Annotated in this window: 17 protein-coding genes; 8 read left to right on the top strand and 9 right to left on the bottom strand. The window is 62.7% G+C overall.

Annotated features, from left to right (window positions below; genetic code table 11):
- Positions 1–9 precede the first annotated feature (9 nt).
- The 4 genes from pyrE to folK form a co-directional block, all read right to left on the bottom strand.
- Positions 10–597 carry an orotate phosphoribosyltransferase gene (gene pyrE / locus AC1RRT_RS18065; RefSeq protein ID WP_493015277.1) on the bottom strand — a complete coding sequence of 196 codons (588 nt, stop codon included), beginning with the start codon at positions 595–597 and terminating at the stop codon, positions 10–12.
- 25 nt (positions 598–622) lie between these two features.
- The gene (locus tag AC1RRT_RS18060; RefSeq protein WP_493015276.1) at positions 623–2797 is read right to left on the bottom strand and encodes a RelA/SpoT family protein; all 2175 of its coding nucleotides are present in this window, start codon (positions 2795–2797) and stop codon (positions 623–625) included.
- A 143-nt stretch (positions 2798–2940) separates the two neighbouring features.
- Positions 2941–3348 (bottom strand): DNA-directed RNA polymerase subunit omega, encoded by a 408-nt coding sequence (gene rpoZ / locus AC1RRT_RS18055; protein ID WP_493015275.1) that lies wholly within the window; start codon positions 3346–3348, stop codon positions 2941–2943.
- A 116-nt stretch (positions 3349–3464) separates the two neighbouring features.
- A complete protein-coding gene (folK, locus tag AC1RRT_RS18050) occupies positions 3465–3956 on the bottom strand; it encodes a 2-amino-4-hydroxy-6-hydroxymethyldihydropteridine diphosphokinase (protein ID WP_493015274.1) in 492 nt (163 codons plus the stop codon).
- Between the two features lie 99 nt (positions 3957–4055).
- On the opposite strand from folK, the gene AC1RRT_RS18045 reads away from it, so the two are divergent.
- Together AC1RRT_RS18045 and AC1RRT_RS18040 are read left to right on the top strand one after the other, a co-directional pair.
- Positions 4056–4742 (top strand): LabA-like NYN domain-containing protein, encoded by a 687-nt coding sequence (locus AC1RRT_RS18045; protein ID WP_493015273.1) that lies wholly within the window; start codon positions 4056–4058, stop codon positions 4740–4742.
- A 31-nt stretch (positions 4743–4773) separates the two neighbouring features.
- Positions 4774–5418 carry a uracil-DNA glycosylase gene (locus AC1RRT_RS18040; RefSeq protein ID WP_493015272.1) on the top strand — a complete coding sequence of 215 codons (645 nt, stop codon included), beginning with the start codon at positions 4774–4776 and terminating at the stop codon, positions 5416–5418.
- Here the strand turns inward: AC1RRT_RS18040 and AC1RRT_RS18035 are convergent, their stop codons facing one another.
- Entirely contained in the window at positions 5419–6963 is a 1545-nt protein-coding gene (locus tag AC1RRT_RS18035; RefSeq protein WP_493015271.1) for an ABC transporter substrate-binding protein, read from the bottom strand. It lies immediately after the preceding gene.
- Positions 6964–7097: 134 nt separating this feature from the next.
- On the opposite strand from AC1RRT_RS18035, the gene AC1RRT_RS18030 reads away from it, so the two are divergent.
- Entirely contained in the window at positions 7098–8624 is a 1527-nt protein-coding gene (locus tag AC1RRT_RS18030) for a M81 family metallopeptidase (RefSeq protein ID WP_493015270.1), read from the top strand.
- Positions 8625–8628: 4 nt separating this feature from the next.
- On the opposite strand, the gene AC1RRT_RS18025 is transcribed toward AC1RRT_RS18030, so the two are convergent.
- From AC1RRT_RS18025 to dapA, 4 genes are read right to left on the bottom strand one after another with little or no spacing between them, the layout of a single operon-like run.
- Positions 8629–9633, bottom strand: coding sequence for a zinc transporter ZntB (locus AC1RRT_RS18025; RefSeq protein WP_493015269.1), 1005 nt, complete (start codon positions 9631–9633; stop codon positions 8629–8631).
- Positions 9634–9656: 23 nt separating this feature from the next.
- Entirely contained in the window at positions 9657–10328 is a 672-nt protein-coding gene (locus AC1RRT_RS18020; protein ID WP_493015268.1) for a sulfite oxidase-like oxidoreductase, read from the bottom strand.
- An 18-nt stretch (positions 10329–10346) separates the two neighbouring features.
- Positions 10347–10805 (bottom strand): SsrA-binding protein SmpB, encoded by a 459-nt coding sequence (smpB, locus tag AC1RRT_RS18015; RefSeq protein WP_493015267.1) that lies wholly within the window; start codon positions 10803–10805, stop codon positions 10347–10349.
- A gap of 6 nt (positions 10806–10811) precedes the next feature.
- Positions 10812–11762 (bottom strand): 4-hydroxy-tetrahydrodipicolinate synthase, encoded by a 951-nt coding sequence (dapA, locus tag AC1RRT_RS18010; protein ID WP_493015266.1) that lies wholly within the window; start codon positions 11760–11762, stop codon positions 10812–10814.
- A 207-nt stretch (positions 11763–11969) separates the two neighbouring features.
- On the opposite strand from dapA, the gene AC1RRT_RS18005 reads away from it, so the two are divergent.
- The 5 genes from AC1RRT_RS18005 to pcaF all read left to right on the top strand — a co-directional run bounded on the left by AC1RRT_RS18005 (position 11970) and on the right by pcaF (position 17974).
- Positions 11970–14054, top strand: a complete 2085-nt coding sequence (locus tag AC1RRT_RS18005; RefSeq protein ID WP_493015265.1) for a lytic transglycosylase domain-containing protein — start codon at positions 11970–11972, stop codon at positions 14052–14054.
- 3 nt (positions 14055–14057) lie between these two features.
- Entirely contained in the window at positions 14058–14750 is a 693-nt protein-coding gene (locus AC1RRT_RS18000; protein WP_493015264.1) for a haloacid dehalogenase type II, read from the top strand.
- On the top strand, positions 14747–15613 hold the full coding sequence (locus tag AC1RRT_RS17995) for an alpha/beta fold hydrolase (RefSeq protein ID WP_493015263.1): 867 nt from the start codon (positions 14747–14749) through the stop codon (positions 15611–15613). Before AC1RRT_RS18000 ends, AC1RRT_RS17995 begins: the two co-directional genes overlap by 4 nt.
- 87 nt (positions 15614–15700) lie before the next feature.
- Entirely contained in the window at positions 15701–16708 is a 1008-nt protein-coding gene (locus AC1RRT_RS17990) for a threonine ammonia-lyase (protein ID WP_493015262.1), read from the top strand.
- Between the two features lie 63 nt (positions 16709–16771).
- Positions 16772–17974, top strand: coding sequence for a 3-oxoadipyl-CoA thiolase (gene pcaF / locus AC1RRT_RS17985; protein WP_493015261.1), 1203 nt, complete (start codon positions 16772–16774; stop codon positions 17972–17974).
- The last annotated feature ends 4 nt before the right edge of the window (positions 17975–17978 follow it).

The following is a 17978-nucleotide window of genomic DNA, read 5'->3' as shown; positions in this document are numbered from 1 at the left end:
GTGGCTCTCCTATTTCAGGCCGCGCGAGCCGGGCTTGATCGCCGGAATCTTCTGCAGTTCGGGCGGTAGCTCGTCCTCGCGATAGGCCATGACCTTGTAGCCGCACAGCGCGAACAGCGGCACGCCGAGATCGACTTCGCCGTCTGAGCGGTCGACGATGCAGGAGGCGCCGACGGTGACACCGCCATGATCGGCGATGCAGTCGATGCATTCGCGGCTAGACTTGCCAGTGGTGACCACATCCTCAGCCATCAGCACGCGCGCACCCTTCGGGATATCGAAGCCGCGGCGCAACGCGAACTTGCCGTCCACACGCTCGGTGAAGATCGCCGGCACACCGAGCTGACGCGCCAGTTCATATCCCACCACCACGCCACCCATGGCCGGCGAACAGACCAGGTCGACCGGCTTGGGACCGAGCTTGGCCCGGATTTTGTCGGCCAGCGCCTTGCACAGTGCCGCGGCGCGCTCGGGATACATCATCACGCGGGCGGACTGCATGTAGACTGGGCTGTGCAGGCCCGAGGTCAGGAGGAAATGGCCTTCCAGCAGGGCGCCGGACTCACGATAATGCTGCAGGACGTCGTCGCGGTTCATCGTTTCTCTTCTCTGGCTACTTTTCTCAACCCTTGGCGCGCTCGACCGAACTGATGACCGGTGTGGCGCGCAGGGCGGCAATGATATTGGTCAGGTGCTTCACGTCGCGGACCTCGATATCCACGAACATCTCGAAGAAATCCTGGCTACGGTTGGTGATCTTCAGGTTGGTGATGTTGCCCTTGTGCTTGGCGATAATTGTCGTGACGGCACTGAGCGCGCCCGGCTCGTTGTTGATCACCAGGCTGACGCGGCCGACATGGCCTTGCGTGCCGTCATTCTCGGCAGCGTCCCAGGCCAGATCGAGCCAGCGTTCGGGCTGCTCGGCGAACTGCTCCAGCGCATCGCAGTCGATGGTATGGATGGTGACGCCCTTGCCCGTGGTGACGATACCGACGATGCGATCACCCGGCAGCGGATGGCAGCAGCCGGCAAAATGCATGGCCATGCCGGGGATCAGGCCGCGGATCGGAATGCCGGCGCCGGCCTTGTCGCTGGGCTTATGCGGCTTGAGGGTTGGTGGCGCCTTGTCGGCTTCGTCTTCCTTCTGACCGGGGAAGACAATGTTCAGCACCTGCCGCGCGGTGATGTTGCCCTCGCCCACGCCGGCATAGACATCGTCGGCGCTGCGCAGCTTCAGCACCTTCACGACAGGGTCGAGCACCTTGTCGCTGACGGAAGCGTCCTGCTCCTTGAACTTCTTGACCAGGATCGCCTTGCCCAGCTCCTGATACTGGCCGCGCTGCTGTTGACGGATGAAGCGGTTGATACAGGACTTGGCGCGGCCTGACTTGACGAAGTTGAGCCAGGTCGGATTGGGCGCCGGCACCTTGGACCGCAGGATGTCGACCTGGTCGCCATTGCGCAGCACGGTGCGCAGCGGCACTACGCGGCCGTTGACCTTCGCGCCCACGGCGGTATCGCCTACATCGGAATGCACCGCGTAGGCGAAGTCGACCACCGTGGCGTCGCGCGGCAGGGCAATCAGATCGCCCTTCGGCGTGAAGCAGAAGACCTGATCCTGGAACATGTTGAGCTTGGTATGCTCCAGGAACTCTTCTGGATCGGCGGTCTGCTCCAGGATTTCCAGCAGTTCGCGCAACCAGCGATACTGCCGCGCCTCGGCTTCCGGCGCGGCCGTGTTGCCATGGCCGTTCTGCTTGTAGGTCCAGTGCGCAGCCACGCCCAGATCGGCGATGTCGTGCATCTCCTGGGTGCGGATCTGCACTTCGATACGCTTGTTCTCGGGGCCGATCACGGTCGTGTGCAGGCTGCGATAGCCGTTCTGCTTCGGCGTCGACAGGTAATCCTTGAAGCGGCCGGGCACCGACGGCCAGGTCTGATGCACCACGCCCAGCGCGTGATAGCAGGCCGCCTCGTCCCGCACGACGATGCGAAAGGCCATGATGTCGGACAGCTGCTCGAAGGCGATGTTCTTGCGCTGCATCTTCTCCCAGATGGAGAAAGAACGCTTCTCGCGACCCGAAACCCAGGCATCGACGCCGTTTTCCGCCAGCGTCCGCTTCAGCCTGTCGGCGATGCGATCAACCAGGCTGCCGCCTTCACTGCGCAGCTGATCCAGACGCGCAATGATTGATGCGCGGGCGTCGCCGTTCAGTTCGGCGAAGGCCAGGTCTTCCAGTTCCTCCTTCAGTTCCATCATGCCGATGCGATCGGCGAGCGGAACGAAGATTTCCATGGTCTCCTTGGCGATGCGGCGGCGCTTCTCCGGCGTCTTGATGAAATGCAGCGTGCGCATGTTGTGCAGCCGGTCAGCCAGCTTGACCAACAGCACGCGGATGTCGTTCGACATCGCCAGCAGCAGTTTGCGGAAATTCTCGGCCTGGCGCGCGCGGTCGGACTGCAGCTCGATGCGCGACAGCTTGGTCACGCCATCCACCAGACGCAGCACATCGCCGCCGAAATTCTTCTCGATCTCTTCGGGCGTGGCGACAGTGTCTTCGAGGGTATCGTGCAACAGGCCGGTGGCGATGGCCGTACTGTCCAGCTTCATGCCGGCGAGAATGCCGGCCACCTCGACCGGATGGGAGAAATAGGGATCGCCCGACGCGCGCTTCTGGGCGCCATGAGCCTTCATCGAGAACACATAGGCGCGATTCAGCAGGTCCTCGTCCGCATCGGGATCGTAGGCGAGAACCTTTTCTACCAGCTCAACTTGGCGCATGACTCGCGGGCGCATGGTCTTTGGTCCGTTTCACCTCTGGCAAACGGTTGAACCTAAAGACTAATTCTGAACGAAAATGCGGCGGGAACAAGCCCGCCGCATCACAAACCTTTGGTTTTATGGTCAGACCGGCCCTGCGGGCCGGTCATGGCAGCCGATCAGGCTTCGTCGGCCTCGGGAGCAGCCGGCTCGGCTTCCTCAGCCTCCTCGGCCTCGTCCTCGCCGTCGACCTCGTCGATCGACATCCCTTCAGCCAGGTCTTCGTTGTCCTGCTGCACGCCGGCCCATTCGCCGGACTGCATCAGATTGGCCATGTTGTCTTCTTCCGGCTCGTCGACTTCCGGGCTGTCCTGCATATCGCCGATCATGCGCTGACGCAGACCCTCGATATCCACGGTCTCGTCGGCGATTTCACGCAGCGCCACGACCGGGTTCTTGTCGTTGTCGCGATCCACGGTCAGCGAGGCGCCGGTGCCGATGGCGCGGGCGCGCTGGGCGGCCAGCAGAACCAACTCGAAGCGGTTCGGGATCTTGATGACGCAATCTTCGACGGTGACGCGAGCCATGGTCTACCCTTGGGCAAAACAGTGAATTACGGCGGAAGGCGCTTATTAAGGGCGATCCCGCGGGGATGCAAGGGCCCCATTCAAGCAGAAAACATGCCCGAACCCCAAGAAATTCCTTATAACCTATTGATATTCAATGGCTCTGCCCTCTGTATGAGGTCCGCCAGACCCCGCCGGCTGGCCGGATGATGCCAGTCCGGGGCGATTTCCTGCAGTGGCAGCAGGACGAACAGCCTGTCCTGCAGGCATGGATGGGGTAAAATCGGGACTCCCGCCGAGGCGATTTCTCCCCGGTAATCGATCAGATCAAGATCGAGTGTCCGGGCCTCCCAGCGTTGCTGACGGACCCGCCCGCAGATCGTTTCGATCCGGTGAAGCTGCTGCAGCAGGTCATGCGCCGACAGCGTGGTGCCGATTTCGGCCACGCCATTGATGAAATCGGGCTGATCCGAGGCCGGCAGCGGGGCCGACCGCCACCAGGAGGAGCGATTCAGCACGATGACATTCTCGGCCGCGAGCATCCGCAGCGCTGTTTCCAGCGTGGCGCGAGGCTCGCCACAGGGACCCGGCAGGTTGGCGCCCAGCGCTATGTAAACCCCGCCGTTCACGATGCGAATTCCCTTGCCATGAATGCCGTAACGACTAAGAAAGGTGGCATAAGATTTTAAGTGTCATTGCTTTCAAAGTCATTGAGCAAAGGAATAGCCATGAAGTTCTATACGCAAGAGCGCGTGGCGCTCTTTATTGATGGCGCGAACCTGTATTCCGCAGCGCGCAGCCTCGGTTTTGAGATCGATTACCGCCGCCTGCTGGATAGCTTCCGCAAGGAATCGCATCTGGTCCGCGCCTTCTACTATACGGCCCTCGTCGAGGATCAGGAATATTCGCCGCTGCGCCCGCTGATCGACTGGCTCGACTACAACGGCTTCACCATGGTGACCAAGCCGGCCAAGGAATACACCGATGCCATGGGCCGCCGAAAGGTGAAAGGCAACATGGATATCGAACTGGCCATCGACGTGATGGAAATGGCCCCGCATATCGATCATGTCGTGCTGTTTTCCGGCGATGGCGATTTCCGCCGGCTGGTGGAGGCCGTGCAGCGCAAGGGCGTGCGCGTCAGCGTCGTCAGTTCGACCAAGACCCAGCCGCCGATGGTGGCTGATGAACTGCGCCGCCAGGCCGATACCTTCATTGAACTGCAGGACCTGATGCCCAAGATCATGCGCGACCAGTCAGCTCGCGACCAGTCGCGCACCGCCGGTGTGCATGCCACCCTGCGCAGCGGCCAGGGGAATCAAGCGGGCGGCAATCACGCCCCCTCCAGCCCGGCGCAGGCGATGGACGATTTCGATGAGATCGACACGGCAGACCCCCGCAAGCATCTCCGTTGATCTGAAGGCGTAATCGCTATACACCGCGATCATGACCGCTGCCCCCGCCCTGCCGGGCCATGACTGCCCGCTCTGCCCTCGCCTGGCCGATTTCCGCAACGCCAATCGCGTCGCCTATCCGAGCTTCTTCAACGGTCCGGTGCCGCCCTGGGGCGATCCGCAGCCGGCCCTGCTGATCGTTGGCCTGGCGCCCGGCCTGAAGGGTGCCAACCGCACGGGCCGGCCGTTCACCGGCGATTATGCCGGTGACCTGCTCTATAGCACGTTGATCAAATACGGTTTTGCCAAGGGTGTTTTCAAGGCCGACCCGAAAGACGGCCTGCAGCTGGTACGCAGCCATATCACCAATGCGGTGAAATGCGTGCCGCCCGAGAACAAGCCAACGCCAGTCGAGACCAAGACCTGCCGCGCCAATTTCCTGACCGGCGAGATTTCAGCCCTGACCAATCTCAAGGCCATCCTGGCGCTGGGCCAGATCGCCCATGTCGCCACGCTGGATACCTTGAAAGTGAAGCGCGCCGCAGCCCCCTTCGGCCATGGTGCGCAGCACAGACTGGCCAGCGGCGTGACGCTGTTCTCCAGCTATCACTGTTCGCGCTACAACACCAACACCGGTCGCCTGACCGAGCGGATGTTCCACGACGTCTTCGACAAGATCGTCGCGGTCACCGGCTGATTAAGCTTTCGGTTTCATCATCAGCGCATTGAAGCGCCGCTCGGGCCGCGGCGTGATGCTGATATTGGCTTTGCTGGCCATCTCGGCATTCGGATGGAAGACCGGAATGATCGCCTGTTCTTCCATCGTGATATCAATGGCGGCCTGTACTAGCGGCTTGCGCTTCACCGGGTCCATCTCGGCCTGGGCCTTCTCGATGGCGGCATCGATATCGGTATGCGAGAACTTGGTCCGGTTGGCCGTGCCGTAGATTCCGCCCGGCGTATGGACCAGGGCACGCGGACCGATCGAGGCCTCATCGGTGCCATACTGGGCCATGAAGGCTGAGTATTCCTGCTTGGTGGCTTGATTGAAGAACACCGTGCCGGGCAGCGCCTCGACGCTGACCTGCAGGCCCAGGCGCGTCCAGGCCTGACCGACGGCCTGGGCGATGTCCTTATCCTTCGGATAGCGATCGTTGGTGGCATGGAGCGTGATCTTGAAGCCGTTGGCGTAGCCGGCCTCCTTCAGCAACGCCTTGGCCCGGTCGAGGTTAAAGGCATCGACCTTCAGCTTGGTGCTGGTGCCATCGAAACGCGACGGTAGGAATTGCGAGGCCGGGATCGCCGAACCATCCAGGATGCGATCCACAATCAGCTGGCGATTGATCGCCAGCGACAGTGCCTTGCGCACGCGCTTGTCCTTCAGCGGATTGCCGAGCAGCGCCGGCTGGCCTTCCTTGGCTGAAATGAAAGGGCTGACATCACGCACGGCATCCATGGCGATATACTGCACGGTGGCAGATGCGCCGCTGGAGATCGTGAATCGCTTGTCCTGCTTGATGCGCGGGATATCGAGCGTCGGAACCTCGTCGATGGCATCCACATCGCCTGACAGCAGAGCCGCGATACGACCGGCATCACCCTTGATGGTCTTCTCGGTCACCCGCGCCCAAGGCTGCTTCTCGCCCCAATAACCATCATTGCGATTCAGCACCAGCAGCTGGCTGTTTGTCCACTCCGCCACCTTGTAAGGGCCGGTGCCGATGGCAGCGCCGCCGGCGCCTGCATTGAAATCATTGGTGCTGGCGGCGACATGCTTCTTCGAAATGACAAAGACGCGGGCCAGGTCAGAGGGCAGCGTCGGCGCCGGGGTATCGGTGCGGAAGCGGATCTTGTGGTCGCCCAATTTTTCGCTTTTCACGATCTGACGGGTGAACTGCGTGAAGGGATTGGGGCTGTTCGGCACCTTCGGCACGCGTTCCAGCGTGGCGATCACGTCATCGGCCGTGAAATCCGAACCGTCATGGAATTTCACATTCGGTCGCAGATCGAATTCCCAGGTCAGGTTATCGACGTTGCGCCAGGCCGTGGCCAGGCCTGGGATCAGCCTGAGTTCGCTGTCGATCCCCAGCAGCGCATCGAAGATCAGCGAATGCGAGGAAGCCTGCGGGAAGCCGTTGAAGAAATGCGGGTCGAGCGTGTTGAGTTCGAGCTTGGTGGCGATCACCAGTGCGGGCGCGCCCTGCGCCGTGAGGCGGAATGGAGCGCCGGCCGCAGCCAGCATGGCGAAAGTGCCTCCGAGAAAATGACGGCGGGATACTGGAAGCATTTCGATATCCTTCTGGTTCTTGGCGTCGCGTTGAATCTATAACAGACTGCAATTCACGAACGTGTCAATTAACAGGATGACATAACCCCATGTCGCGTAAACATCGCATTGCTATTGGCGGTTTCATGCTTGAGAGCAATGGCCATGCCCCGGTGGCAACACGGGCTGAATTCGAAGCTGCCGTACTCCTGGATGGCGACGCCCTGCTCGCCGACCTGACCAGCGCCAATCCCCGCAGCCCCACCACGCTGACCGGCTTTACTGGCGAGATGGACCGACTGGGCGACTGGGAGCGCGTACCGCTGGTTATGGCTGCCGTCGGCGCATCCGGGCCGGTTGATCAGGCTTTCTTCGAGGAAACGGTCACCCGCATGTGCCAGTTGCTGCGAGACGCAGGCCCGGTAGATGGCGTTTTCCTGTCGCAACATGGCGCGGCCATCGCAACCGTCGATATCGACCCAGACGGCACCGTGTTTCGCGCCATACGCGAAATCGTCGGTCCCAACGTGCCGATTGTCGCTACGCTCGACCTTCATGCCAACGTCAATACCATCATGGTCGAACAGGCCGATATCCTGGTTGCCTATCGCGAGAATCCTCATACCGACATGCCGGATCGCGGTGCGGACTGCGCCCGGCATCTGCACGCCATGTTGCAGGGCCTGAAGCCCAAAGCCGCCTTCGTCAAGCTGCCCTTCATTCCGCCCTCGACCAGCCAGAACACCAAGTCCGGCCCCTATGCCGATGTGATCGCCTATGGCCAGTCCAAGGTTGGCCCGAATGGCATTCCGGGCGTGATCGATGTCTCGGTGTCGTCAGGGTTCTCGCTGGGGGATACGCCCAAGAACGGCATGTCGGTGATCGCCACCGCCACCGATATCAAGGTGGCTGAGACCGTCGCCCGCGATGTCGCGGCCTATGCCTGGAGTCAGCGGCACCGGTTCACCACCAACCTCACCAGCCTTGAACGCTGCACCGAGATGGCTCTGGCCTGCGGCCGCGACACCGCGAAACCGTCCCTGCTGTTTGCCGATGTGGCCGACAATCCCGGCGGCGGCGGCCGCGGCAATACGACCTACATCCTCGCGGCCTTCCATAAGGCCGGCGTCACCGGCTGCGCCATCGGGCCCGTCTATGACCCGCTGCTGGCCGCCGAGGCACATAAGCTGGGCGTCGGCGCCGAATTCGAGGCGCGCTTCAACCGCGACGAGACCACCACCTTCTCCGAATCCTTCACGGCCAAGGGTCGCGTCGTCGCGCTCAGCAAGGGGGTATTTGTCGGTCGGCGCGGCATGGCAGCTGGACGCACCCTGAACATGGGCCCGGCGGCTGTTGTCGCCGTCGATGGTATCCAGGTCGTGGTGACGACCAACCGGCACCAGGCGCTGGACCCGATGTTCTTTGAAACCTTCGGGATCGATATCGCCGCCCTGCGCAGCCTGGTGGTGAAGTCGCGCGGGCATTTCCGCGCCGGCTTCGACCAGTTCTATCCCGACGACCGCATCATCGAGGTCGATGTCCCAGGCCTGACCACGCCTGTGTTGAAGAATGTGCCCTGGCGGCAGGTGCCGCGGCCGATCTATCCGCTCGACCCGGAGATGAACTGGGCGCCGTAAGCCCCTAGAACCAGCGCATCTTGCGCAGTAGCCAAACTTCCAAGCCGATCAAGGCAACGGTGCTAACGCAGAGCGCGCCGAAGGCCCAGGGTTCGTCAGCAAACGGAATGCCGGCGACATTCACACCCAGCAGGCCCGCGAGCAAGCTCGGCGGCAGAAGGATGGCGGTCAGAGCAGTCAGACGATTGGTAGTCTGGGCAATCTGCTCACTCATGACCGTGGTCAGATCTTCGTGCAGGATGGTCAGGCGGTCGCGCAGCGCATCCAAGGTTTCCACGCTGCGCAGAACTTTATCCGTAAGCTCGCGCAGACGCTGGCGGTCGCGGGGCATGATCCAGCTTACGCTGGCGCCCTGCAGACGGAACATCGCTTCGCGCTGCGGCGCCATGTAGCGGCGCAGCGAGATCACCCGGCGGCGCATGTTGCTAAGATCGCCGCGCGCCATGCGTACGTCGCAATCCTCGATCTGATGGTCGAACTCATCGACCTCATCCTCCAGCTGCTCCAGCACCGGCTCGATGTATTTCATGATGCGGCGGGTAATCTTGGTCAGCAGATGGCCAACATGCAGCGGCCCCTGCCCGTCGCTGAAGGATTCGCGGATATCGCGCAAGGCATGCAGGTAATGATCCTTGTCGCGCAGCGAGATCATCCGGGTCTCATCGGCCCACAAATGCATCGGCACCAGATCAAGCGTGTTTTCGTTCGGATCGCGATTGACGCCGCGCAGCACGGCAATCAGGCCGTTGGCGGTTTCCTGGATACGCGGCCGCGATTCATCAGCCAGCAGCGCGTCGCAGACCACGGCATCGAGGCCGCTTTCGTTGCGCAGCCAACGCGCTGCCATGTCATGGTCACGCTCCAGATGGACCCAGAGGATGCCCTGCGCCGGTCGCCAGCGCCGCACTTCGTCCCAGCCAACCTCACGCGCACTGCCGGCGCCGTCCAGAATGAGCGCAAAGCGCATGCCCGGCTGTTCGCCGTATATCAGTCCACGCTGCTGATCCATCTACGCCCCCGCACTGCGGCCCCTCAGCCGTACCGGTCTTCTTTCCACGGATCGCCGGTATTGTGATAGCCGCGCACTTCCCAGTAGCCCGGCGCGTCCTGATCCAGGAACGCGATATGCTTAACCCACTTGGCCGATTTCCAGAAATAGTATTGCGGCATGATGATGCGCACGGGGCCGCCATGCTCGCGCGTCAACGGCGCCCCTTCCCAGGAATGCGCCAGCAGCACGTCAGGTGCGGAAAACATCTCCAGGGTCACATTCGTGGCATACCCGTCATAGGACTGAAACACGATGTGCTTTGCGTCCTTGTGCGGCTGCACGGCCTTGAGGAAATCCCGCGCCAGCACGCCGCTCCAGCGATTGTCATAGCGCGACCAGGCCGTGACGCAATGGATGTCGGATACGGTATCGGTCTGCGGCAGATCGAGGAAGTCGTTCCAGGTGAGCTTGAGCGGTTTGCCGACCAGCCCCCCGACCGTGAGCTGCCAGCGATCAAGCTGGATGTTGGGCTGCACGCCGAGGTCGAGCACCGGCCAGTCACGCGTCAGGCGTTGGCCCGGTGGCAGGCGACGCTTGTCCGGACTGCTGGTCTCGCCGGTCAGCAACCGGCCGTCCTTGGCCCATTGCTGCTTGGAGGCGATCAGCTTGTCTTTGATCTGGCCGAGCAGTCCGGGCTTGTACTCGTCGCTCATCGCCGCCTCCGCAGGGTTTTACCGGCTGCGCAGCAGCCGGTGTTTCTCACGATCCCAGTCGCGTTTCTTTTCCGTCTCGCGCTTGTCGTGCAGTTTCTTGCCGCGCGCCAGCGCGATCTTGACCTTGGCCCGGCCGCGCTCATTGAAAAATATCGTAAGCGGCACAAGGGTCACGCCCCCGCGCTTCAGGCTCCCGATCAATTTACCGATTTCCTTGCGGTTCAGCAAAAGTTTGCGCTGCCGGCGAGGTTCGTGATTGAACCGGTTGGCGCCGTGATACTCGGGGATATGAGAATTGATCAGCCATATCTCTCCGCCCTGCTCGGCCGCATAAGCATCCTGGATGCTGGCACGGCCGTCGCGCAGGCTTTTCACCTCCGAGCCGACCAGAACAATGCCGGCATCGTAGGTTTCGTCGAGATGATAGTCGAAGCGCGCCCGGCGGTTTTCGGCCACCGCGCGCGATTGCTGGACCATGAATGCTTACTTCTTCTTTTTCTTGCCGGTCTTGGCCTTGGACGCGGACTTGCCGCCCTTGGCCCCGGACTTGCTGCTCTTGGGACCGACGAGGCCAAGCGCCTTGACCACGGCCTTCACCTTGGCCTGGGTTTCCTTGGTCGGCTGCACCAGCGGTAGCCGCACTTCAGCTGTGCAGATACCCAGCAGCTCGGCGGCATACTTCACCGGGCCGGGGCTGGCCTCGGTGAACAGCACCGAATGCAACGGCATCAGCTTTTCCTGGATCGCCAGCGCCTTGGCGTGATCGCCGGCAAGACTCGCTTCCTGCATCTGCGCCACCAGCTTGGGCGCGATGTTGCCGGTCACCGAGATGCAGCCGCTGCCGCCATGAGTGTTGAAGCCCGGCGCCGTCGCATCGTCGCCATCGAGCTGGCAGAACTTGGCACCCGACGCGATCCGCTGCTTGAGCGGACGCACCAGATCGCCGGTCGCATCCTTCACGCCAACGATGCGCTTCAGCTTCGACAGCGCCGCCATTGTCTCGACCGACATGTCGATGATGCAGCGCGGCGGAATGTTGTAGATGAAAATCGGGATATCGGTCGCGTCGTGGATCGCCTTGTAATGCGCGTACAGCCCAGCCTGGGTCGGCTTGTTGTAGTACGGCGTCACAATCAGGGCGGCATCGGCGCCCGCCTCTTCGGCATGCCTGGTCAGTTCGATCGCCTCGTCGGTCGAGTTCGAGCCCGCACCGGCCATCACCGGCACACGGCCATGCGCCGCTTCGATGCAGATTTCCACCACGCGCTTGTGCTCGTCATGGCTCAGCGTGGGCGATTCACCGGTGGTGCCGACCGGAACCAGGCCATGCGTGCCCTGGGCGATCTGCCATTCGACGAAATCGCCGAACGCTTTCTCGTCGACTTTCCCCTTACGGAACGGGGTAATCAGTGCGACGAACGAGCCCTTGAACATGATGGTTCCTTTACCTTTGCACGTTACGAAACGGAGTAGCCGCGACCTTACCCGCGCCGGCAGGCCCCATCAAGGGCAAGCCGTGCTTTTGCCGGGGCGCGTCGCCTGCTATCATCCCTTTGGATTTGCGAAAGATTCGCCGTGCCACAGCATTGTATCGATTGTCTTGGTCTCTGGGGCCGCCGGTTAGTCAGCGGCGTCGTCCTGTTGGGCTGTCTGGGCCTGTTTCCCGCCCTCGCCAAGCAGCCGGCCAAGCACGCCCCCGATCTGGCCTCCACATCGGCCAGTGTCCCAGTGCCGGGCGAGAAACCACGCAAGGGCACCCCGCCGGCCCGGCCCGAGCAGACCAAGCTGCCCGCCGACCACATCATCCTCTCGGCCGAAGACCGGCAGATCGGCCAGAAGGCGATCCAGGAAGCGGGTGCCGGCCGCTTTGATTCGGCGCGCCGGATCGCCGCCACCGCCAAGAACCCCCTGATTGCCCAGCTGGTCCGCTGGCTTTGGTTGCAAACCGCCAATAGCGGCGCCAGCTTCGACGAGATCACCATCTTCATCGACACCAAGCCCGACTGGCCGGCCCGCGAGGCCCTGCTGCGCCGCGCCGAGGAAGCCATCGATGGCTCGACCGGCGATGGCCGCATCCTGGCCTGGTTCGACGCGCATCCGCCGGAGACAGGTCTCGGCCTGCTGCGCCTGGGTGAGACCCTGCTGCGGCTTGGCCGGGACAAGGACGCCTTCCCGATCATGCGGCGTGCATGGGTCGACGGAAACCTGTCGCAGCGCGACGAGAAGGTGCTTTGGAGCGAGTTCGGCGACCGCTTCACGCCAGCCGACAATGCCGCCCGCACCGACCGCCTGCTCTGGGATGGCAACATCGAGGCCGCCCGACGCATGATCCCGCGTCTGGACAACGATGGCCGCCGCCTGGTCGAAGCCCGCATCGCGCTGGCCAACAACGTTGCCGGCGCCGAAGCCCTGGTCGCCGGCCTGCCATCACATTTGCGCGATGATGGCGGCCTGAACTACGACCGCCTGCGCTGGCAGCGCAAGCGCGGCATGAACGATGGCGTCGAGGCCCTGCTCTACAACGCGCCCGACGATCTCGGCCGCGCCGAGAAGTGGTGGGTCGAACGTCATTTCCGCGCCCGCAAGGCCATGGCCGAAGGCCGCATCTCGGAAGCCTACCGCCTGGCCGCCGGCCACGGACTGAAGGCCGGCCCCGCCATGGCCGATGCCGAATGGATGGCCGGCTGGATCGCGCTTCGCCTGCTGCAGGAGCCGCAGATGGCGCTGAAGCATTTCACGATCCTGCAGGACAGCGTTCGCTTCCCCGTCAGCCAGTCGCGGGCGGCCTATTGGCTCGCCCGCACCTATGCGGTGCTGGGCAATACCGAACAGGCGCGAAACTGGTACAGCCAGGCTGCACGCAACAGCACCACTTTCTATGGCCAGCTTGCCGCACAGGAACTGGACCCCAAGGCGCCGCTCGACCTGCAGGATCCGATCCGTCCGACGCCCGAGGCCACGCGCCTGTTCCAGCGTCGCGAAGTGGTGCGGGCTGCTCAGATCCTGGTCGAACTGGATCAGGAAGAGCGGCTGCGCCCTTTCATCATCCGTCTGGTCAACACGGCCGACAGCCCGGAAGAACACAAACTGGTCGCCCAGTTGGCACGGAACCTGCGCCGCGTCGATCTGGCTGTTGCCTCCAGCAAGCGTTCGGCCCGACAGGGCATCGTCCTCGTGCGGGAAGCCTTCCCGCTGGTCGAGCCGATGATCCGCGTCAATGACCCGGATCCGGCCCTGGTTCTGGCGCTGTCACGGCAGGAAAGCGAATTCAATCAGTTCGCCGTCTCGCCGGTTGGTGCGCGTGGCCTGATGCAGTTGATGCCAGCCACGGCCAAGGGCGTGGCCAAGGACCTGAAGCTTGGCTTCGACCAGGGCCGTCTGACCAATGATGCCGGCTACAATGTCCAGCTCGGCTCGACCTATCTGAAGGGCCTGCTGCAGAACTGGGACAACAACTATGTCCTGGCGTTGGCCGGCTACAATGCCGGCGAAAGCCGCGTACGCAAATGGATCCAGGACTGGGGCGATCCGCGTCAGCCGCATGTCGATGTGGTGGACTGGATCGAACTGATCCCGTTCAACGAAACCCGCAACTACGTGCAGCGCGTGCTGGAAAGCGTGCAGGTCTACCGCGCGCTGATGGGTGGCGTCGCCATGCCGATCGATCGCATCCAAACCGACATGCGCGGAACGCTGCGCCAGGCTTGCAACGCTGCGAGCTGCTGATCCATGGCCGACGCAGCGGCGATCAAAGCCTGCCTGTTCGATGCCTATGGCACATTGTTCGATGTCAGTGCCGCGGCCCGCGCACTTTCAACCGAAATCGGTCCGCAGTGGCAGGCACTGTCTGATACCTGGCGCGCCAAGCAGCTGAATTACAGCTGGCTGCGCAGCCTGATGGGCGGCGCGCATGCCGATTTCTGGCAAGTCACCTCCGATGCACTCGATTACGCGTTGGATGAGGCGCGTCTATCAGGCAATGCCGATCTGCGCAAACGCCTGCTCGATCTCTATTACAATCTCGCCTGCTATCCGGAGGCGCCTGCCATGCTGCGCAAGCTGAAAGATGCGGGCCTCGTCACCGGCATCCTGTCGAATGGCGCACCGGCGATGCTGGACGCCGCCTGCCGGTCTTCCGGTATTGAAAGTCTGATTGATCACCAGTTGTCCGTGGAAGACATTGGCATCTACAAGCCCGATCCACGCATCTACAAACTGGCCATGGATCGCCTTGGATTACCCGCTTCGGCTATCGCCTTTAACAGCAGCAATGGCTGGGATATCCATGCCGGAAAACGGGCCGGCTTCTTCGCCATCTGGATCAATCGCAGCGGCCAGCCGGCCGAGCGCCTACCCGATCCGCCCGACGTGACACTCAGAAACCTGAGCGATGTTCCGACGGTATTGGGGCTGACCGGATGACGATCCGGGACTACAGCGAGCACGGCTTCCATGCCCAGGATGACCTGCGGCTCAGTTATCGCGACTATGGCGATCGCAACAGCCCGCGCACGCCACTGCTCTGCCTGACCGGGCTGACACGGAATTCAAAGGACTTTCACGACTTCGCCCTGCGCCATGCCGGCACGCGCCGGGTCGTCTGTCTGGATTATCGTGGCCGCGGCCGCTCCGCCTATGATCCCAATCCGCGCAATTACGAAGCCTCGGTGTATCTTAGCGATATCCAGCATCTGCTGGCAGCGGCGAACATCCAGAAGGTGATCGTACTGGGCACGTCGCTGGGCGGCATTCTGGCCATGGCGATGACGGCAGTGATGCCATTCGTTCTGGCTGGTGCCATCATCAACGATATCGGCCCAGAGGTCAGCGAGGCCGGCCGGCAGCGCATTGCGGAATATGTCGGCCGTGGCGTTTTCGTACCCGATTACGAAACCGGCGCCAGCTCCTGGCGACAGGCCTATGCCGCCGCTTATCCCAACCTCAACGATGACGGCTGGCTACGCATTGCCCGCACCAGTTTTACCGAGGACGAACAGCGCGGCGGCCTGCGTCTGGATTACGATCTCAATATCTCGGTCGCCCTGAAGGAACAGGCGAAACACCCCCTGCCTGACTTGTGGCCGCTGTTCCGCGGCCTGCGGCATCTGCCGGTGCTGGCCCTGCGCGGCGCCCTGTCCGATGTGCTGACCGCCGATACCTTTATCCGCATGAAACGCGAGCATGCCGGTATGATCGCAGTAACCGTGCCCGGCGTCGGCCATATCCCCATGCTGGACGAACCAGAAGCCCAAACCGCAATCGACAGTTTCCTGGCAGGCCTGTAACCGGGCACAGTCCGGTTCTATACTGCCCGGCATTGCGCGGCCGGGTTTCGGGGTCTGGCCGCTCGCCTGTCCTGTCGGAGAAACCTGATGAACGCCCCTGCCAAACTGCCTGCTCTGCCTACTGTTGCTGATGTCGAGGATGCGGCCCGCCAGTTGCGCGGCATCACCGTGCGCACTCCCCTGCTCGAAAGCCAGTTCCTGAACGAAAAGCTCGGCGGTCGCCTGCTGATCAAAGCCGAGCCCCTGCAGGTCAGCGGCTCCTTCAAATTCCGCGGCGCCTATAACCGCATCAGCCGCCTGAATGCCGACGAGCGCAAGCGCGGCATCGTCGCTTTCTCGTCGGGAAACCATGCCCAGGCATGCGCATGGGCCGCCAGGATCTGCAACACGCCGGCCGTGATCGTGATGCCGAGCGACGCGCCGAAGATCAAGATCGACAACACCCGAGCCTATGGCGCCGAAGTCGTGCTCTACGACCGCTACAAGGAAGACCGCGAAGCCATTGGCATGCGCTATCGCGACGAACGTGGCATGACGCTGGTGCCGCCGTTCAACGATCCCTACATCATGTGCGGCCAGGGCACGATCGGTCTGGAGATCGCGGCGCAATGCGCCGAACACGACATCAAGCCCGATGCCGTGATTGCGCCGGCATCCGGCGGCGGGCTGATCTCAGGAATTTCACTGGCGATCAAGGACCGGCTGCCCGGCACCGATGTCTATTGCGCCGAGCCTGATCAGTTCGACGATATCGATCTTTCGCTCAAGGCCGGCAAAATCGTCAGCCATGCCGGCAAGGGTAATACGTTCTGCGACGCTCTGATGGCGCCTCATCCCGGCGACATCACCTTTGGTGTGATGAAAGCCAATCTTGCCGGTGCAGTATCCGCCACGGATGCCGAGGTTGAGACCGCGATGGCCACTGCTTTCCATTATTTCAAGCTGGTGGTTGAACCTGGCGGTGCCGCAGCGTTAGCCAGCGTTCTGAACGGCAAAGTCCCGTGCGCTAACCGCACGGTCATCGCCGTCTGTTCGGGCGGAAATGTTGACTCCGCACTTTACTCCGCCATCATCTCCCGCACGCCGCCGGTCTGACCTGAACCAGGCCTCACTGGGGGCGTGAATCCAACTCGGCCGAGAGACCTTAGGGAGAGACATATGACCGAGGCTTTTATCTGTGATGCCATCCGTACACCCGTGGGCCGCTATGGCGGTTCGCTGTCTGCTGTGCGTGCTGACGACCTGGGTGCCGTGCCAATCAAGGCGCTGATGCAGCGTAATCCCGCCGTCGACTGGGATGCCATCGACGACGTGATCTATGGCTGCGCCAACCAGGCGGGGGAAGACAATCGCAACGTTGCCCGCATGGCGCTGCTGCTCGCCGGCCTGCCCGACAAGGTGCCGGGCGCCACCGTGAACCGCCTCTGCGGTTCTGGTCTGGAAGCCGCCAGCGCCGGTGCCCGTGCGATCAAGACCGGTGAAGCCGATCTGATCATCACCGGAGGCGTCGAAAGCATGAGTCGCGCCCCCTTCGTGATGGGCAAGGCCGAAAGCGCCTTCTCGCGCACCGCCGATATCCATGACACCACCATCGGCTGGCGCTTCGTGAACAAGCTGATGAAGCAAAAGTACGGCGTCGACTCCATGCCGGAGACAGCCGAGAACGTTGCCGAGCAGTATCAGATCAGCCGTACCGACCAGGATGCCTTCGCGCTCCGCAGTCAGCAGCGCGCGCTGAATGCGATCAAGCTGGGCCTGTTCGAGGCCGAGATCACATCGGTCACCATCCCCAGCCGTAAAGGCGATCCAGTGGTGGTTGATCGTGACGAGCATCCGCGCGACACCTCGCTGGAGGCTCTGGCCAAGCTGCCGACACCTTTCCGCCAGGGCGGGACGGTGACCGCCGGCAATGCTTCGGGCGTCAATGACGGTGCCGCGGCGCTGATCATCGCCTCCGAGGCCGGCGCCAAGAAGCATGGCCTCACTCCGCGCGGCCGCATTATCGCGACCGCTGCGGCCGGCGTGCCGCCGCGCATCATGGGCATCGGCCCGGTTCCCGCGACCGAGAAGGTGCTGGCCAAGGCCGGCCTCAGCATCCGCGACATGGATGTGATCGAGCTGAACGAGGCCTTCGCGGCCCAGGCGCTGGCCGTACTGCGCCAGCTGCAGGTGCCCGATGACGCTACTTATGTGAATCCGAATGGCGGCGCGATCGCCATCGGCCATCCGCTGGGCATGAGTGGCGCCCGCCTCATCACGACGGCGATCAATCAGCTCGAGCGCACTGGAGGCCGCTATGGCCTGTGCACCATGTGCATCGGCGTCGGCCAGGGCATCGCCATGGTGATCGAGCGCATCTGACGGC

Source organism: Ferrovibrio sp. GW821-FHT12B10 (genome assembly GCF_058807515.1).
This window is presented reverse-complemented; position numbering and strand designations above follow the sequence as displayed.

What these genes read in the sequence shown, in the direction of transcription:
- pyrE (WP_493015277.1), bottom strand. Translation starts at nt 597, where the DNA reads ATGAACCGCGACGACGTCCTGCAGCATTATCGTGAGTCCGGCGCCCTG.
- AC1RRT_RS18060 (WP_493015276.1), bottom strand. Translation starts at nt 2,797, where the DNA reads ATGCGCCCGCGAGTCATGCGCCAAGTTGAGCTGGTAGAAAAGGTTCTC.
- rpoZ (WP_493015275.1), bottom strand. Translation starts at nt 3,348, where the DNA reads ATGGCTCGCGTCACCGTCGAAGATTGCGTCATCAAGATCCCGAACCGC.
- AC1RRT_RS18045 (WP_493015273.1), top strand. Translation starts at nt 4,056, where the DNA reads ATGAAGTTCTATACGCAAGAGCGCGTGGCGCTCTTTATTGATGGCGCG.
- AC1RRT_RS18040 (WP_493015272.1), top strand. Translation starts at nt 4,774, where the DNA reads ATGACCGCTGCCCCCGCCCTGCCGGGCCATGACTGCCCGCTCTGCCCT.
- AC1RRT_RS18035 (WP_493015271.1), bottom strand. Translation starts at nt 6,963, where the DNA reads ATGCTGGCTGCGGCCGGCGCTCCATTCCGCCTCACGGCGCAGGGCGCG.
- AC1RRT_RS18030 (WP_493015270.1), top strand. Translation starts at nt 7,098, where the DNA reads ATGTCGCGTAAACATCGCATTGCTATTGGCGGTTTCATGCTTGAGAGC.
- AC1RRT_RS18025 (WP_493015269.1), bottom strand. Translation starts at nt 9,633, where the DNA reads ATGGATCAGCAGCGTGGACTGATATACGGCGAACAGCCGGGCATGCGC.
- AC1RRT_RS18020 (WP_493015268.1), bottom strand. Translation starts at nt 10,328, where the DNA reads ATGAGCGACGAGTACAAGCCCGGACTGCTCGGCCAGATCAAAGACAAG.
- smpB (WP_493015267.1), bottom strand. Translation starts at nt 10,805, where the DNA reads ATGGTCCAGCAATCGCGCGCGGTGGCCGAAAACCGCCGGGCGCGCTTC.
- dapA (WP_493015266.1), bottom strand. Translation starts at nt 11,762, where the DNA reads ATGTTCAAGGGCTCGTTCGTCGCACTGATTACCCCGTTCCGTAAGGGG.
- AC1RRT_RS18000 (WP_493015264.1), top strand. Translation starts at nt 14,058, where the DNA reads ATGGCCGACGCAGCGGCGATCAAAGCCTGCCTGTTCGATGCCTATGGC.
- AC1RRT_RS17995 (WP_493015263.1), top strand. Translation starts at nt 14,747, where the DNA reads ATGACGATCCGGGACTACAGCGAGCACGGCTTCCATGCCCAGGATGAC.
- AC1RRT_RS17990 (WP_493015262.1), top strand. Translation starts at nt 15,701, where the DNA reads ATGAACGCCCCTGCCAAACTGCCTGCTCTGCCTACTGTTGCTGATGTC.
- pcaF (WP_493015261.1), top strand. Translation starts at nt 16,772, where the DNA reads ATGACCGAGGCTTTTATCTGTGATGCCATCCGTACACCCGTGGGCCGC.